This is a genomic window from Microbacterium xerophyticum (genome assembly GCF_053543555.1).
Genome location: NZ_JBLVOB010000007.1, coordinates 158,796 through 174,168 on the forward strand (window position 1 = coordinate 158,796; position 15,373 = coordinate 174,168).

The 15,373-nt window shown below is 66.8% G+C and carries 20 protein-coding genes; 10 read left to right on the forward strand and 10 right to left on the reverse strand.

Features of this window, described 5'->3' with window-relative positions; all coding sequences use genetic code 11:
* Positions 1–14: 14 nt before the first annotated feature.
* The 3 genes from ACNPNP_RS12230 to ACNPNP_RS12240 are packed head-to-tail and all read left to right on the forward strand — an operon-like array spanning position 15 to position 2,763.
* The gene (locus ACNPNP_RS12230; protein ID WP_448967246.1) at positions 15–893 is read left to right on the forward strand and encodes an ABC transporter permease; all 879 of its coding nucleotides are present in this window, start codon (positions 15–17) and stop codon (positions 891–893) included.
* On the forward strand, positions 890–1,684 hold the full coding sequence (locus tag ACNPNP_RS12235) for an ABC transporter permease (protein WP_448966315.1): 795 nt from the start codon (positions 890–892) through the stop codon (positions 1,682–1,684). Before ACNPNP_RS12230 ends, ACNPNP_RS12235 begins: the two co-directional genes overlap by 4 nt.
* Entirely contained in the window at positions 1,681–2,763 is a 1,083-nt protein-coding gene (locus tag ACNPNP_RS12240) for an ABC transporter ATP-binding protein (RefSeq protein ID WP_448966316.1), read from the forward strand. Before ACNPNP_RS12235 ends, ACNPNP_RS12240 begins: the two co-directional genes overlap by 4 nt.
* 9 nt (positions 2,764–2,772) lie before the next feature.
* Here the strand turns inward: ACNPNP_RS12240 and ACNPNP_RS12245 are convergent, their stop codons facing one another.
* The 9 genes from ACNPNP_RS12245 to ACNPNP_RS12285 form a co-directional block, all read right to left on the reverse strand.
* Positions 2,773–3,528: an amino acid ABC transporter ATP-binding protein gene (locus ACNPNP_RS12245; RefSeq protein WP_448966317.1), complete on the reverse strand. Its 756-nt coding sequence runs from the start codon at positions 3,526–3,528 to the stop codon at positions 2,773–2,775.
* Complete coding sequence (locus ACNPNP_RS12250; protein ID WP_448967247.1) at positions 3,525–4,322, reverse strand: amino acid ABC transporter permease; 798 nt, start codon at positions 4,320–4,322, stop codon at positions 3,525–3,527. Before ACNPNP_RS12250 ends, ACNPNP_RS12245 begins: the two co-directional genes overlap by 4 nt.
* Positions 4,323–4,355: 33 nt before the next feature.
* Positions 4,356–5,174, reverse strand: coding sequence for a basic amino acid ABC transporter substrate-binding protein (locus tag ACNPNP_RS12255; protein ID WP_448966318.1), 819 nt, complete (start codon positions 5,172–5,174; stop codon positions 4,356–4,358).
* Positions 5,175–5,313: 139 nt separating this feature from the next.
* On the reverse strand, positions 5,314–5,613 hold the full coding sequence (locus ACNPNP_RS12260; RefSeq protein ID WP_448966319.1) for a Dabb family protein: 300 nt from the start codon (positions 5,611–5,613) through the stop codon (positions 5,314–5,316).
* Complete coding sequence (locus tag ACNPNP_RS12265; protein ID WP_366232657.1) at positions 5,613–5,870, reverse strand: glutaredoxin family protein; 258 nt, start codon at positions 5,868–5,870, stop codon at positions 5,613–5,615. The genes ACNPNP_RS12260 and ACNPNP_RS12265 overlap by 1 nt, the downstream gene beginning before the upstream one ends.
* The gene (locus tag ACNPNP_RS12270; RefSeq protein ID WP_366232656.1) at positions 5,867–6,169 is read right to left on the reverse strand and encodes a rhodanese-like domain-containing protein; all 303 of its coding nucleotides are present in this window, start codon (positions 6,167–6,169) and stop codon (positions 5,867–5,869) included. Before ACNPNP_RS12270 ends, ACNPNP_RS12265 begins: the two co-directional genes overlap by 4 nt.
* Positions 6,170–6,262: 93 nt before the next feature.
* The gene (locus ACNPNP_RS12275; RefSeq protein ID WP_003792170.1) at positions 6,263–6,361 is read right to left on the reverse strand and encodes a 30S ribosomal protein bS22; all 99 of its coding nucleotides are present in this window, start codon (positions 6,359–6,361) and stop codon (positions 6,263–6,265) included.
* Between the two features lie 127 nt (positions 6,362–6,488).
* On the reverse strand, positions 6,489–6,680 hold the full coding sequence (locus tag ACNPNP_RS12280) for a helix-turn-helix domain-containing protein (RefSeq protein WP_448966320.1): 192 nt from the start codon (positions 6,678–6,680) through the stop codon (positions 6,489–6,491).
* A 117-nt stretch (positions 6,681–6,797) separates the two neighbouring features.
* The gene (locus ACNPNP_RS12285) at positions 6,798–7,730 is read right to left on the reverse strand and encodes a TetR/AcrR family transcriptional regulator (protein ID WP_448966321.1); all 933 of its coding nucleotides are present in this window, start codon (positions 7,728–7,730) and stop codon (positions 6,798–6,800) included.
* Between the two features lie 101 nt (positions 7,731–7,831).
* On the opposite strand from ACNPNP_RS12285, the gene ACNPNP_RS12290 reads away from it, so the two are divergent.
* The gene (locus tag ACNPNP_RS12290) at positions 7,832–8,725 is read left to right on the forward strand and encodes an ATP-binding cassette domain-containing protein (RefSeq protein ID WP_448966322.1); all 894 of its coding nucleotides are present in this window, start codon (positions 7,832–7,834) and stop codon (positions 8,723–8,725) included.
* Positions 8,722–9,537, forward strand: a complete 816-nt coding sequence (locus tag ACNPNP_RS12295) for an ABC transporter permease (RefSeq protein WP_448966323.1) — start codon at positions 8,722–8,724, stop codon at positions 9,535–9,537. Before ACNPNP_RS12290 ends, ACNPNP_RS12295 begins: the two co-directional genes overlap by 4 nt.
* 33 nt (positions 9,538–9,570) lie before the next feature.
* Here the strand turns inward: ACNPNP_RS12295 and ACNPNP_RS12300 are convergent, their stop codons facing one another.
* Entirely contained in the window at positions 9,571–9,987 is a 417-nt protein-coding gene (locus ACNPNP_RS12300; RefSeq protein WP_448966324.1) for an ArsR/SmtB family transcription factor, read from the reverse strand.
* A 98-nt stretch (positions 9,988–10,085) separates the two neighbouring features.
* On the opposite strand from ACNPNP_RS12300, the gene ACNPNP_RS12305 reads away from it, so the two are divergent.
* From ACNPNP_RS12305 to ACNPNP_RS12325, 5 genes are all read left to right on the forward strand, one after another.
* A complete protein-coding gene (locus tag ACNPNP_RS12305; protein WP_448966325.1) occupies positions 10,086–11,516 on the forward strand; it encodes a TrkH family potassium uptake protein in 1,431 nt (476 codons plus the stop codon).
* Positions 11,509–12,180, forward strand: a complete 672-nt coding sequence (locus ACNPNP_RS12310) for a potassium channel family protein (RefSeq protein ID WP_188437730.1) — start codon at positions 11,509–11,511, stop codon at positions 12,178–12,180. The genes ACNPNP_RS12305 and ACNPNP_RS12310 overlap by 8 nt, the downstream gene beginning before the upstream one ends.
* A 76-nt stretch (positions 12,181–12,256) precedes the next feature.
* Entirely contained in the window at positions 12,257–13,354 is a 1,098-nt protein-coding gene (locus tag ACNPNP_RS12315; RefSeq protein WP_448966326.1) for a LacI family DNA-binding transcriptional regulator, read from the forward strand.
* 290 nt (positions 13,355–13,644) lie between these two features.
* Entirely contained in the window at positions 13,645–15,018 is a 1,374-nt protein-coding gene (locus ACNPNP_RS12320; RefSeq protein WP_448966327.1) for an ABC transporter substrate-binding protein, read from the forward strand.
* Between the two features lie 3 nt (positions 15,019–15,021).
* Positions 15,022–15,373, forward strand: a 352-nt coding sequence (locus ACNPNP_RS12325; protein ID WP_448966328.1) for a carbohydrate ABC transporter permease, incomplete at its 3' end; no start/stop codon positions are given.

Genomic DNA, 15,373 nt, shown 5'->3' on the forward strand with positions numbered 1-15,373 from the left:
CCCCCCCCCCCGCGATCGCCGAACCGGCTCGCGCGGTCCGGCGATCCGGTAGGTCCGCGGCGTGGCTGGGGCTGGTTCCCTTCGCCGCCTACGTGCTGCTCTTCCTCGCCGTCCCGACGATCCTCGCCGTCGGCTCCGGCTTCTTCACCGACGACGGCGCGTTCACCTGGACGAATGTCACGGCCCTCGCCGACCCCGTCGTGCTGAACACCTTCGCGAACTCGGCGGGTCTCTCTTTGCTGACGGCCATCGTCGGCGCGGTCGCCGGCGCACTGGTCTGCTATGCCCTGCTCGGCATGAACCCGCAGGGGGCGGTGCGCTCGAGCGTGGATGCCGCCGCCGGTGTGCTCGCCCAATTCGGCGGCGTGATGCTGGCCTTCGCGTTCATCGCCACGGTCGGTGCGCAGGGCGTCATGACGCTGCTGCTGCAGGACGTGTTCGGGATGAACATCTACGAGGACGGCATGTGGCTCTACGAGGTGCCGGGCCTCATCATGCCGTACATCTACTTCCAGGTGCCGCTCATGGTGATCACGTTCATGCCGGCCCTCGCGGCGCTCAAGCCGCAGTGGACAGAGGCCAACCTCACGCTCGGCGGCACCCGCGCGAGCTTCTGGCTGCGCATCGGCATCCCCGTGCTCGCGCCGTCGTTCCTCGCGAGCCTGCTGCTGCTGTTCGCGAACGCGTTCTCGTCGTACGCGACGGCCGCTGCTCTCGCCAGCCAGGGTTCGCAGATCGTTCCGCTGCAGATCCGTGCCGCCCTCACCAGCGAGACCGTGCTCGGCCGCGAGAACCTCGCCGGCGCGCTGGCGCTGGGCATGATCGTCGTGGTCGGCATCGTGATGGCGCTGTACTCGCTGGTGCAGCGCCGGGCAGCGAGGTGGCAGTCATGAACCGGCTCGGACCTTCGCCAGTGACCCGCTGGATCATCGGGGTGCTCGTGGGCGCGTTCTTCGTGATCCCGCTCGTCTCGACGCTGCTCTACACGCTGCGCGGCAACGACGGCGGACTGTCGTTCGAGCGCTGGGCCGCGCTGTTCGATCCGGCGGCATCCGCGGCGATCAAGCCCATCTGGACGGGCCTGGGCAACTCGCTCGTCCTCGCTCTCATCACGGTGCTGATCGTGCTGCTTCTGCTCGCACCGACCATGATCCTGGTGAACCTGCGGTTCCCGAAGCTGAAGCCGATCTTCGAGTTCGCGGTGCTGCTGCCGATCTCGATCCCTGCGATCGTGCTCGTCGTCGGGCTCGCGCCGATCTACCTGCAGATCGGGCGCACACTGGGAACCGGCACCTGGACGCTGGCCTTCGCCTACGGCATCACCGTGCTGCCGTTCGCGTTCCGCTCCATCCAGGCGTCCATCGACGCCGCCGACCTTCGCACGCTGTCCGAGGCGGCACGATCTCTCGGCGCGAGCTGGCCGGTCGTGGTCGTGAAGGTGCTCGCTCCGAACATCCGTCAGGGGCTGCTCGCCGCGTCCCTCATCTCCATCGCGGTCGTGCTCGGCGAATTCACGATCGCGTCGCTGCTCAACCGCCAGGTGTTCCAGACCGCGATGGTCGTCGTGGGGAAGCAGGACGCCTACGCGCCGGCGATCTTCACTCTGCTCGCACTGCTGTTCTGCTTCGTCCTGCTGCTCATCATCGGCCGCGCCGCCCGCGGCGACCGAAAGGCCCGCTCATGACCGCTCTTCCCGCCACCGCCGACAACCTGCTGCTCGCGGAGGCGGGTGAGGGCACGCGCGTGCAGTTCCAGGGCATCGAGAAGAGCTACGGCGCGAACCGGGTGCTGCACGGTGTCGATCTCGACATCGCACCCGGCGAGTTCGTCTCGCTGCTCGGGCCCTCCGGATGCGGCAAGACCACCGCGCTGCGCGTGCTCGCCGGGCTGGAGAGCGCAGACGCCGGCGCCGTGCTGCTCGGCGGGCAGGACGTCTCTCGCATCCCCACGAACAAGCGCGACATCGGCATGGTCTTCCAGTCGTACTCGCTGTTCCCGCATCTGCGCGTCGAGGACAACACCGCGTTCGGGCTGCGACGACGTGGCGTCGGCAAGGCTGCGGCGGCGCGGCGCGCACTCGACGCGTTGGCGCTCGTCGGGCTCGAGGGGTTCGCCGACCGCTATCCGCACCAGCTCTCCGGCGGTCAGCAGCAGCGCGTCGCGCTCGCGCGCGCACTGGTCACCGAGCCGCGCGTGCTGCTGCTCGACGAGCCGCTGTCGGCGCTCGATGCCAAGGTGCGCGCGCAGCTGCGCGACGAGATCCGCCGCATCCAGCTGCGCCTCGGCATCACGACGGTGTTCGTGACCCACGACCAGGAGGAGGCGCTGGCAGTGTCGGATCGGATCGCCGTGATGGATGCCGGCCGCATCGACCAGATCGACACCCCTGAGGGGCTCTACCTGCGACCCGCGACCGCGCACGTGGCCGCGTTCGTCGGACTCTCCAGCGTCGTGTCCGGCGTCGCCGCGGGTGATCGCGTGACGGTCTGGGGTCGCGAGCTGCCCACCAACACTCCGGCCCAGGGCCGGGTCGAGGTGCTCCTCCGGCCGGAGAACCTTCGGTTCGCCGGCGAGACGGATGCCGCTGTCAGCGGTGTCGTGGAGGAGAGCACGTTCCTCGGCAGCATGCGCCGGACGCTCGTGAAGACGGATGCCGGCGAACTGGTGCACGTGCAGCACGATGCCCACCAGCATCCGGCGTTCGGTGACCGCGTGCACCTGGCGGTCGACCCCGTCGCCGTCGCGGTGCGCGCGACAAGCTGACGGGAACCGCTAGAGAACGCGGGCGAGGAAGTCCTGCGTGCGCGGATGCTGCGGGTTCGCGAGCACCTCGCGCGGGTCTCCCTCTTCGACGATCACTCCGCCGTCCATGAAGATCAGGCGGGACCCGACCTCGCGTGCGAAGCCCATCTCGTGCGTCACGACGAGCATCGTCATGCCCTCGTCGGCCAGCGTGCGCATCACCTGCAGCACTTCGCCGACCAGCTCGGGGTCGAGTGCGGAGGTCGGCTCGTCGAAGAGCATCATGTCGGGGTTCATGCACAGCGCCCTCGCGATAGCGACGCGCTGCTGCTGACCGCCCGACAGGTGCCCCGGGTAGGCATCTGCCTTCTCGCTGAGTCCCACTCTGCCGAGCATCTCGCGCGCGACCCGCTCCGCCTCGACCTTCGAGCGCTTCTTCACGCGCTGCTGCGCGATCATCAGATTGCCCATGACGTCGAGGTGCGGGAACAGGTTGAAGCTCTGGAACACCATGCCGATGCGGGTGCGCACCCGATCGATGTCGATGTCGGGATCGGTGATGTCGATCCCCTCGACCAGCACCTTCCCGCCCGTGGGCTCTTCGAGCAGGTTCACCGAGCGCAACAGGGTCGATTTCCCTGACCCCGACGGCCCGATCACGCACACGACCTCGCCCGCCGCGACGGTCAGGTCGATGCCCTTGAGCACCTCGTTGTCGCCGAAGCTCTTGACGAGCCCCTGGATGTCGATCGCCGGAGCGTGGACATCGATCAGATCGGTGGTCATCGCTGCCTCGCCATCCGTCGTTCCAGCCACGCGCTGAAGCGCGTGAGCGGGATCGTCACGATCAGGTACAGGATCGCCGCCATGATCAGCGGAGTTCCGTTCGCATTCTGGGTGCTCGCGTCGCGGGCGAAGTTGGTGAGCTCCTTCGACCAGATGAAGGTGCCGGCCACGAACAGCAGCGAGGTGTCCTTCAGCAGCAGCACGAACTCGTTCGTCAGCGGCGGGATGATGATGCGGAAACCCTGCGGCACAACGATCCAGAAAGTCGTCTTCATCGGAGACATGCCCAGTGAACGGGCAGCTTCCGTCTGCCCCTTCGGCACGGCCTGGATTCCGGCACGGATCGTCTCGGCCATGTACGCGGAGGCGACCAGGATGAGACCGATCAGCCCGAGAACCACCGGACCGCCGAGCTTGGTTCCGGGCACGCCCAACCCGATCGGCAGGATGAACGCGATGGCGAAGATCGTGAGAATCGCGGGGAGCCCGCGGAACAGTTCGATCCACGCCGTGGCGATCCACCGGAACGGCCCGATGCTCGACAGCTTGAGCAATGCCAGCACGATACCGAGCAGCAGGCCCCCGACGAAGGCCACCGCCGTGAACCACAGCGTGTTCACGAGCGCGGTCGTGATGATGCCCGGGAGCATCTTCGCCGCGATCTCCGGATTGAAGTACAGCGTCGCGATCCGGGCCCAGTCGGTGCTGACGGCCAGCCAGACGACGACGGCGATCAGCACCGCATAGACGATGTATCGGTAGAGCTTGCTCTTGGTCGTGCGCCTCAACGCCATCGTCAAGGACCCCTGTCCTGCTCGCCCTGCCGACTACTCTGCGGTGAAGTAGTTGTCGTAGATCGTCTGGTAGTCGCCGCTGTCGCGAAGCTCCTGCAGCGCACCGTTGATCGCCTCGCGCAGTTCTTCCTTCTCGCCCTTGGCGAAGGCGAATCCGTACTGCTCGTCGGTGTTGTACTCCTCGACGATCTTGTACGCGGAGTCGGCCTTCTCGTGCTCGAGGTTCACCGGCTGGTCCTGGAGGATCGCGTCGATCTGCCCTGCCTGCATCGCGGGCCACAGCTCGCCGTCGGAGGGGTACTGCACGAGCTCGGCTCCCTCGGCGTTCTCCGAGGCATAGGTCTCACCGGTGGTGCCCTGCTGCACGCCCACGTTGCGGCCTGAGAGGTCGTCGATCGACTCGATACCGGAGTCGGTGCGCACCAGGAGCGACTGCAGCGAGTCGTAGTACGGGTCAGAGAAGTCGAGGTTCGCCTCGCGCTCTTCCGTGATGGTCATCGCGGAGGCACCGATGTCGCAGGTTCCTGCCGCGAGCGTCGTGCCCGACTGCAGCGCGTCGAAGCCGACGTCCTGAACGGACAGCTTGAGGTCGAGGTTCTTCGCGATCGCGTCGAGCAGGTCGATGTCGAATCCGGTGTAACCGGTGCCGTTGTCGCCGCCCTCGAACTCGAAAGGCGCGTAAGGGATGTCGGAGCAGACCGTCAGCGTTCCGGCTTCGGTGAGACCGTAGTCGTCACCCGCAGGCGTCTCGCCGCCGCCCGCGTCGCCTCCACCGGTGGCGCAGCCTGACAGAGCGAGTGCGGCGGTCGCGGCGAGCGCGATACCGAGGGTGAGATTACGACGACGGGGCATGACCGCTCCAGGGAGACTGGGGCGAACACGCCCACGAACAGGTATGCACATCATCTTGACACGGGGGCGTCCGCAAGTACGGGCTCGGGAGATTACGTTTGCGTTTCACTCCGCAGATGCGTCGCCCGAGCTCGAACCGTCAGACCTCGAAATCGACCGCGACCCGGGAGGAGACGACGGATCGGACGAAGGCGACGACCTCTTCATGGGCAGGATGCACCTGATACTGCTCCAGCGCCTCGACCGAGTCGAAATCAGCGATGAGTGTCACGTCCCAGTTCGCGTCTGGATACACCGAGTTGGCGCCCGCCGAGATCGAGCGCAGCTGCGGCACGACGCCGTCCAGCGCGTTGAGGCGACGAGCGACCTCGGCGGCCTGCTCCGCGCGTTCGACGGCGTCCTCGCTCGCGAGCTTCCAGGTGACGACATGCCTGAGCATCAGATCTCCTCCAGTTTCCGGCGCAGCCGATCAGCGGAGACCCGCCAGTGCGCGTGCAGTTCGTCGTCGATGAGCACGACGGGGATCTTCTCCCACCACAGTTCATACAGGGCGGGGTCGTCCTCGATCGAGCGCTCGACGATCTCGATGCGGTCGCCGATCTCATCCGGCAGTTCGGCGACGACCGTCTCCACGATCTCGAGCGCCGTCGGGCAGAGATGACACCCTGCCCTGCCGATGACGGTGACCGTCGTCACGCCGACGGAACCTCGACCGGATGCCCGGTTGCGATCCACTCGCCGGTGCCGCCCTCGACGTTCGTGGCGTCGTGGCCCTGCGCTTCGAGCGCCTGCACGACTCGTGCCGAGCGGCCCCCGGCCTGGCAGATGACGTCGAACGACCCGGAGGGAAGCTCATCCAGGCGACCGCCCAGTTCGGACATCGGGATGTTCACGGCACCGGGCACGTGCCCGGCCGCGAACTCGTCCTTCTCGCGCACGTCGATGAGCGGCGTGCTCTCGCGGGAGGCGAGTTCGGCGATGGTGATCGACTTCATGGATTCTCCCTGGGACTCGAGGCCTGATCCGGAGGTGCCGAGGGCACAGACACAAAGCGCCCGTCCGAAGACAGGCGCTCGTGTCTAGGCCGCTTACTTCTTGTTGCGGCGCTGGTGGCGAGTCTTGCGAAGCAGCTTACGATGCTTCTTCTTCGCCATGCGCTTGCGGCGCTTCTTGATGACAGAACCCACGGAAACCTCACTACGTCAGTGGCTGGGCGTCGCACGAAGTCGGACGCCCGGGTACGGGCACGGAAAAAATGCCTCGGGTCAGTCTAGCAAACCAGCAGGCACTCGCCGGTCACCGAGGCGGACGGGGTCAGCCGACGTCGGCGATGGGCCGCTGCAAAGCGTCGCTCACCGCCGACTCCGGCACGCGGTAACTGCGACCGAACCGGATCGCGGGCAGCTCGCCGGAGTGCACGAGGCGATAGACGGTCATCTTCGACACGCGCATGATCTCGGCGACTTCGGCAACCGTAAGGAACCGGACGTCTGGAACTTCGGGCATCCCCTGTACCCCTTTCTGCTGAAGCACACTCTATGGCGAACGTGCGACGCATGTAAACCCGTGTGGCCGATGTGACCTGTGGGATTCCTGTGCATCGTCAGTGCGCGCAGGCACCGCTCAGTCGCGCCGTCGCGCCTTGGCGACGCGATCATGGGCATCGCGCAGCACGATCCGCTCGATCTTCCGCGCGTCGCGGAGCGCCTTCTCCGCGGTACGGACTTCCTTGCGTGCTTCCCTGAGCTTCTTGTCTCCGGCGACCTCGGCGGACTCGACGCCGATCCATTCGGCATCCGGCGCGTGCGCTCCGCCGCGATCCAACCCGGCGAGGTACGCCTCGACGCCGTCGAAGATGCGCTCCATGGCGAATCGGAACGGATCGTCTTCGGCAGTGAAGACTCCCGCATCGATCGCTCGGCGAAGCGCAGGGTACTCCTCCGCCGTGATCACCCGGTCGAACAGCGCAGCCTCCTGCGCCGAGACCTCCGCCGCAGACAGTCCGCTCGTACGCGACTGCTCGGTGTAGCCGGCCGACACGATCCCGTACCAGCGGGCCTCCCCCGTGACCGACAGTGCGACCGCGAGCCGTTCGGCGTCTGTGAGCGGCGTTTCGCCCAGCGCGTCGAGACCGGCATCGATCCACGCAGAGCTGTTGGGCGTGATCGGCGATCCGGTGATCGGCAGCGACAGCATCCACGGATGGCTGAGATAGACGACCACCTGCGCCTCGAACAGGGTGCGGAGCTTCGCCCGCCATCCGTCCTGAGCGCGATACTCCTCCGGGGGCAGGCCCGTCGCCTGCTCCTGCATGAGCAGCAGCAGATCGTCCTTCGCCGTGACGTACCGGTACAGCGACATCGGCGTGAAGCCGAGCCTGGCCGCCACCGCCGCCATGGACACGGCACCGATGCCCTCGGCATCGGCCAACTCCACCGCCGCGTCGACGATCTTCTCGACGCTCATCTCGCGCTTGGGGCCTCGCTGCGGATTCGCCGCCACGCCCCAGGCGAGTGCAATCCCTCGCGGCAGCTCCGGTGGCTCGACGTCACTCATGTCGCCATCCTACTTCTGTTTATTGAATAAACAGTGTGTTATGGTCATACGCAGTTGTATGCGACATACACAGTTTGCCCCCTACACAGAAAGGATCATTGATGACGACAAGACCAGCCATCGAAGTGCGCGGCCTGGAGAAGAGGTTCGGGAAGCAGCTCGTACTCGACTCGCTCGACATCACCGTCGCACCCGGAGAGGTGTTCGCCCTCCTCGGCCCGAACGGCGCCGGAAAGACCACGATCATCAACATCCTCACCACGCTCGTGCACGCCGACGCCGGCACCGTCACCGTGAGCGGCTTCGACGTCGCGACCGAGGCGGTCCAGGTGCAGCGCAGGATCAGCCTCACCGGCCAGTCCGCCGCGGTGGACGACGCCCTCAACGCGACCGAGAACGTCGTGATGTTCGCCCGCCTGGCCGGTCTCGGCCGCGCCGCAGCCCGCCGCCGCGCCGCCGAGCTCATCGCGCAGTTCGGACTGACGGATGCCGCGTCCCGCCTGGTCCGCACCTTCTCCGGCGGGATGCGACGCCGTCTCGACCTGGCTCTGAGCTTCGTCGTGACCCCGGAAGTGCTCTTCCTCGACGAGCCGACGACCGGTCTCGACACCCGCAGTCGTCGAGACCTCTGGGACATGATCCGCACGCTCGCGAACGCGGGCACGACCGTGTTCCTCACGACGCAGTACCTCGAAGAGGCCGACCAGCTGGCCGATCGCATCGCCGTGCTGCACGACGGCCGCATCACCGCTCTCGGAACGGCCGCCGAGCTGAAGGCGCGCGTGGGCGGCGACACCGTGGAGCTCCACGACGAGAACGGCGAACTGCTGAGGCAGGTCGCGACCGACGGCACCGTCAGCGATCTGAGAAGAGCGCTCGACCTGCTCGACGAGCAGGGCGCCGCCGGCATCGTCTCCCTGCGACGTCCGACGCTCGACGACGTCTTCCTCGCCCTCACCTCATCCGACGCACGATCCTTGAAGGAGAACGCATGACCACCGCACTCGCCGCAGCCGCGGCATCCGCTCCTCCGTCCGCCCGACCGCGCCTGCGCGGCATCCAGGCCGAAGCCGTGTTCGTCGGCCGGAGTCTTCGGCACTCGCTGCGCGACGGCGAATCGCTGCTCATGGCCGTGCTGCTTCCGGTGATGCTCATGCTGATGTTCACCTGGGTGTTCGGCGGCGCCATCGATCCCAGCGGCGCATACGTCGACTATGTCGTCCCCGGCATCATCCTCACCTGTGCGGGTTTCGGTGCCTCGTCGACCGCGGTGTACGTCGCCAATGACATGCGCACCGGGATCATCGACAGGTTCCGCACCATGCCCCTGCGCGCCGGGGCGGTCCTCACCGGACATGTCGTGGCCAGCCTGCTGCGCAACCTCGTCGCCACCGCGATCGTCATCGGTGTCGGCGTGCTGGTCGGGTTCCGTCCCACCGCGAACTTCGCGGAATGGATCGGGCTGGCGGCGCTGATCGCGCTGTACATCCTTGCGATCACGTATCTGTTCGCCGCGATCGGGCTCGCGGCCGGTTCGCCCGAAGGTGCCAACGGCTACGGATTCATCCTGCTGTTCCTGCCGTACCTCTCCAGCGCGTTCGTGCCGATCACCAGCATGCCCGACTGGCTCCAGCCGGTCGCCTCCGGACTCCCGATCACGCCCATCGTCGAGACCATCCGCGGCCTGCTGATGAACGCTCCGCTGGAGGCCGAACCATGGTGGGCCGTCGGGTGGTGCCTCGTCATCCTCGCGGTCGCGACAGCCTGGGGAGCATGGCTGTTCCGCAGGAAGGCCGGACGCCGATGACGCCTCGCCTGCCCGGCATCACCCGGAACGTGCTCAGGCGCCTCGCCGTTTGAACGCGGTGGTCACGACGTGCTTGGCGGATGCCGCGGCGCGGCCGAACACCTCGGCCGCGTGCGCGGCGCCGTCGGGCAGCGGAACGAACGACACGTCGACGCCGGGGGCGTCGTCGCCGAACGCGTCCACCAGGAACGGCACGAGCCAGTCGTCGACGACCTCGAGCGGCTCGACCTCGATGCTGTACAGCCGGCGCTGGCCGTCTTCGCGAACGCTGACCAGTTCGGCCTCGCGCAGCACCTTCAGATGCTTCGAGACCGTGGGCTGGCTGATGCCGAGCTCGCTGACGATCTGCGAGACGCTGGTCCCGGCATCCCCGTCTGCCGCCCGTCGCAGGAGGAGCTGGAGGATGTCTCGCCTCGTGCCGTCTGCGATCACGTCGAAGATGTCGGTCATGAGATCAGGGTAGTCGTCCCACGCGCGGAGTACCATGACGAAGGCTCGTCGGAATGTCTCCGGCGGACGAACACGGAATGCTCCCAGGGAGGGCGGCGATGTCGAGTATCGGGTCATCGACATCCCCGCGCACGCGCGCACGCGATTTCTGGCGATTCGCGCGCCACATCATCACGTCGTCGCCGTCCCGCTTCGCGATCCTCATCTTCGCGGCCTTGATCCTGTTGTTCACCGCACTGCTCGCACTGCCGATCGCGTCGGCGAGCGGCACCAGGACGCCGATCAGCGACGCGCTCTTCACCGCAGTGTCGACGATCTGCGTCACGGGCCTCGCGACAGTGGACATGGCCGCGCATTGGTCGCCGTTCGGGCACGTGGTCATCTTCCTCGGCGTGAACATCGGCGGCATGGGCGTGCTCACGCTCGCCTCCGTGCTCGGACTGGTCATCTCGAAGAAGCTCGGGCTGCGCGCCAAGCTGCTCGCCGCGGGAGACAGCAACCCGTTGCGCGCGCACGGCGGCGTGGTCAACGAAGGCCAGACCGTGCGCCTCGGCGAGGTCGGGCAGCTGCTGAAGACGGTCGCTCTCTCGCTGCTGCTCATCGAGCTCGTCGTCGCGCTGCTGCTCTACCCCGGGCTCGTGATGGCAGGCATCCCTCCGCTCGCCGCCCTGTGGGAGGCGCCGTACTACGCTGCCATGTCCTTCACGAACACCGGATTCGCCCCGAACGCCAGCGGTGTCGCGGAGTTCGCCGACGACTACTTCGTGCTGACAGTCCTCATGATCAGCGTCTTCCTCGGCAGCATCGGCTTCCCGGTGATCTACACACTGGCCAAGCATCACTGGCACGTGAAGCGCTGGTCGCTGCACAGCAAGCTCACGCTCATCACCACCGCGATCCTGTTCGTCCTCGGCGCCGCCGTCTTCCTCATCCTCGAGTACAACAACCCGCGCACGTTCGGCTCGATGGATGCCGGCGACACGACGTTCCAGGCGTTCTTCCTCTCCGCCATGACACGCTCCGGCGGGTTCAGCGTCATCGAGATCTCGGATCTCAACGGCTCCTCCATGCTCGCCGCGTCCATGCTGATGTTCGTCGGCGGCGGATCGGCGTCCACGGCAGGAGGCATCAAGGTCACCACTCTCGCCGTGCTCGCGATCGCCGTGTGGTCGGAGGCACGCGGTCGCCAGTCCGTCGAGGCGTTCGGTCGCCGGATCCCCAGCGACGTGCAGCGCGTCGCGCTGTCCGTCGTCGCGTGGGGCGCGACGATCGTCGCGCTGTCGACCATCGTCATCGCTCAGATCACGAAGGCGCCCATCAGCGATGTGCTCTTCGACGTCATATCGGCGTTCGGCACCGTCGGACTCTCGTCCGGTCTCACCGCCGAGCTGCCGGACTCCGCGGTGTACGTGATGGCCGCCACCATCTTCATGGGACGAATTGGTACAGTGACTCTCGCCGCGGCGGTCGCCGCGACATCGCGTTCGCAGCTCTACTCGCTGCCCGTGGAAAGGCCGATCGTTGGTTGAAGTCCTCCGGGGCGACGCCCCCGTACTCGTGATCGGGCTCGGCCGATTCGGCGCCGCGTGCGCCGGCGAGCTCGACCGTCTCGATCGCGAAGTGCTCGCGATGGACGAGAACCTCGAGCTCGTGCAGAAGTGGTCGGATCGCGTCACGCACACGGTGCAGGGCGACGCCCGCAACATCGATGCGCTCAAGCAGATCGGCGCGCAGGACTTCCAGGTCGCCGTCGTCGCGGTCGGTTCGCTCATCGAAGCATCCGTGCTGATCACCGCGAACCTCGTCGACCTCAAGGTGCCGCAGATCTGGGCGAAGGCCGTCTCCCAGTCGCACGGCAAGATCCTCGCCCGCGTCGGCGCGAACCACGTCATCTACCCCGAGCGCGAAGCCGGCGAGCGCGTCGCTCACCTCGTGAGCGGCCGGATGCTGGACTTCATCCGCTTCGATGACGACTTCGTGCTGGCCAAGATGTACCCGCCGAAGTTCATCCGAGGCGTCGGCCTGAACGAGTCCGGCGTGCGCTCGAAGTACAAGGTCACTGTCGTCGGCGTCAAGAGTCCCGGCAAGCCGTTCCGCTACGCGGAGGCGAACACGGTCGTCACCAACCACGACCTCATCATCGTGTCCGGCACCAACAGCGACATCGAGCGGTTCGCCAGCCTCGACCGCTGAGCGCGAACCGCGGCAGCACCGCGCCGATCCGATCGCGCGGGATTCGTCTGCGGTGCCACCTGCCTAGAATTGCCGGATGGACGACACCTCGAGCCCGGCTTCACGTGGCGAGCGTCCACCCACGATCAAGGATGTCGCCGCTCGTGCAGAGGTGTCGTGGCGCACGGTGTCGAATGTGATCCACGGTCACAAGTATCTGCGCCCTGAGACGAAGGCGAAGGTCGAAGCGGCCATCGCCGAGCTCGGCTATCGCCCGCAGGCGGCCGCGCGGCAGCTTCGAAGCGGACGCAGCAACCTCCTGACCCTTGCGATCCCGTCGCTCGCGCACCCCTACTTCGCCAACCTCGCCCATGCCGTCGTCGCGGCGGCACGTCGTGAGGGATACGACGTGATGGTCGATGAGACCCTCGGCCAGTCGGACCGCGAACGTCGCGTGGCCCGCGGGTACGGCAGCATCCGCACGGACGGGATCATCTTCAGCCCGCTGTCCCTCCCCATCGACGAGCTCCTGGATGAACGCGATTCGACGCCGCTGGTGCTTCTCGGCGAGCACACGCTGCACGATGCGGTCGACAATGTCGTCGTCGACAACGTCGGCTCGAGTCGCGAGGCCACGGAGCACCTGCTGTCGCTCGGGCGCAGGCGCATCGGCTTCGTGGGCTACTTCCCGCAGGACACGCTCGGGACCGGTGATCTGCGCTTCGCCGGCTATCGACTCGCGCTCGAATCCGCTGGCCTGGATGTGGACCAGGACCTCGTCATCGATGCAGGCCGGGACCGCGCCCCCTCCGCACCGATCGAGGCCGAGGGCGACTATTGGCGACAGGAGGGTCACGTCGTCGGAGAGTCCCTGATCGGGCGCATCGCGGACTTCGATGCGATCGTGTGCGCGACGGATCTTCTGGCGATCGGCATCCTCTACGCATTCCGCCAGCACGGCATCCGCGTGCCGGAGGACGTGGCGATAGTCGGCTGGGACGACATCCCCGAATCCGCGTTCTCCATGCCCACCCTCACCACGGTCTCCCCCAATCTCGAAGCCATCGCAGAACTGGGCGTTCGGGCACTTCTGCGCAGGATCGGCGATCCTTCCGCGGCCCCCGTCGGAGACGTCGCGGGGCATCGCCTGATCGTGCGCGAATCCACCGCGGGAATCGTCGGCGCCGGCGTGTGACCGCCGCTCAGCGGTGAACGCCGAGCAGCTCCGCACATTCGTGCAACGTGGAAACATGGGGCAGGAGAGGCCGTCTGCACGCTGGGAGCGCTCGCACTGCACATTTTCCCAGCGCCAAGGAGAGATATTTGTTTCCACGTTGCAATACGCCTGGATATCTGGTTTATTCAGATTGTCGAACGCCTGACGCCACCGCACCCCGATCGCGAACGCCAGTGGACGACACGCTTCGCCGACGACGCCTTCCCGACGAAGCCGACGCTCTATTCAATGACGAGGAGACGACTCAGATGTCCCACCGCAGTGCCCTACGCCCCCACCGCAAGGCCGTGATCGCGATAGCGACGGTCAGCGCCTTCGCGATCACGCTCACCGCCTGCAGCGGAGGAAGCGCATCCGATGCCCCCGTCGACGGCGGAGGACTCGGCACCGCCGATGAACACGTCGAGATCACGATGATGTCCAACGACGCGTTCGCCGAGACATGGCAGAAGCAGCTCGTACCGGAGTTCAACAAGGCATACCCGTACATCGATGTGACCATCGACTCGACCCCGTACGACAGCCTGCTGGCCAAGGGAATGCTCGACGGCACGAGCCCCAGCCCGGACTACGACCTCATCACGCTCGACGATCCCTGGACCCCTCAGCTCGCCGAAGCCGGTGTCCTGCTCGATCTGAAGTCGGACGCCGCGCAGTGGACGGAGGACGACTACGACTGGGAAGACTTCAACGCCGCGCCGCTCGCCTCCAGCGAATGGAACGGCGGCCAGTACGGCGTGCCGCTTCGCTCGAATCTTCTCGTCATGCTCTACAACAAGGATCTCTACGCGAAGGCCGGCCTGCCCGAGCCCACGCCCGAGCTCACGTGGGACCAGTACATGCAGCAGGCGCCCGAGCTCGTGCAGGACACCGACGGCGACGGCACTGTGGATTCATGGGCCGTCGGTCTCACCTGGGTGCGCGGCGTGCTCTCCCCGCCTTTCTGGCAGACGGTGTTCAACTCGAACGGCGGCGCGCTCTTCGACGAGGACATGAAGCCGGCGTTCGACACCGAGGAGGGCGCGGCCGCTCTGCAGACGCAGATCGACCTGCTCGAGTACGCACCCCCTGGTGCGTCGACATACAACTACAACGAGCCGCTCGATGCTTTCCGCCAGGGCAAGATCGCCACCCTCTTCACCTGGGGCAGCGCCTACCGGAGCGCCGCCGTCGACTCCACCGTGACGACACTGACGCCCGACCAGGTCGGCATCCAGACGATGCCGGCGGGATCCGAGGGCGCGAGCGCGCATCGAGGTGTCTGGAGCGGTTCGGTGTTCAAGAACGGCGACAACCCCGAGGCTGCATGGGCGTTGCTGCAGTGGATGAGCTCGAAGGAGGGCGAACTGTGGTCGTCCGCGAACCTGGGATCATTCCCCGCGCGCAAGTCGACGCTGGCCTCGGAGCCCGCCGAGCCGTGGCTCGCCCCGGTCTACACCGCGATCCAGAGCGGTTTCGACGTCGCCGCCGAGGGCGAGATGTGGCGCCCGCGCTCCCCCGACTCGAATGCGGTCCAGGAGATCCTCGCCAATGAGACGAGCGCAGCCGTGCAGGGCGATCGCACCGCCGAGGAGGCGCTCGAGAGAGCGGCCTCCGAGATCGAGGAACTGCTGGAGAAATAGGTCATGTCGGTCGAATCGTTGACGCCGAACCGGTCGCGCACGAGGCGCGGCGCGGTCGTGAAGGATGTGATCAGCCGGTGGACGTTCATGGTCCCCGCGATCGTCCTCCTGGTGGCCGTGCTGGCCTACCCGCTGTTCTACACCCTCCAGATCAGCTTCTCCGACTTCGACCTCGCCACCTTCGCTCCATCGGAATGGGCGGGCACTGGCAACTACGAGGCCGCGCTCAGCGACGACAACTTCCTCAACTCGCTCGTCGTCACCGGCATCTACCTGGTGCTCGCCCTCCCCCTCCAGATCGTGCTCGGCTTCGGGATCGCGTTCCTGCTGAACGCCGAGTGGAGAGGGGGCGGCG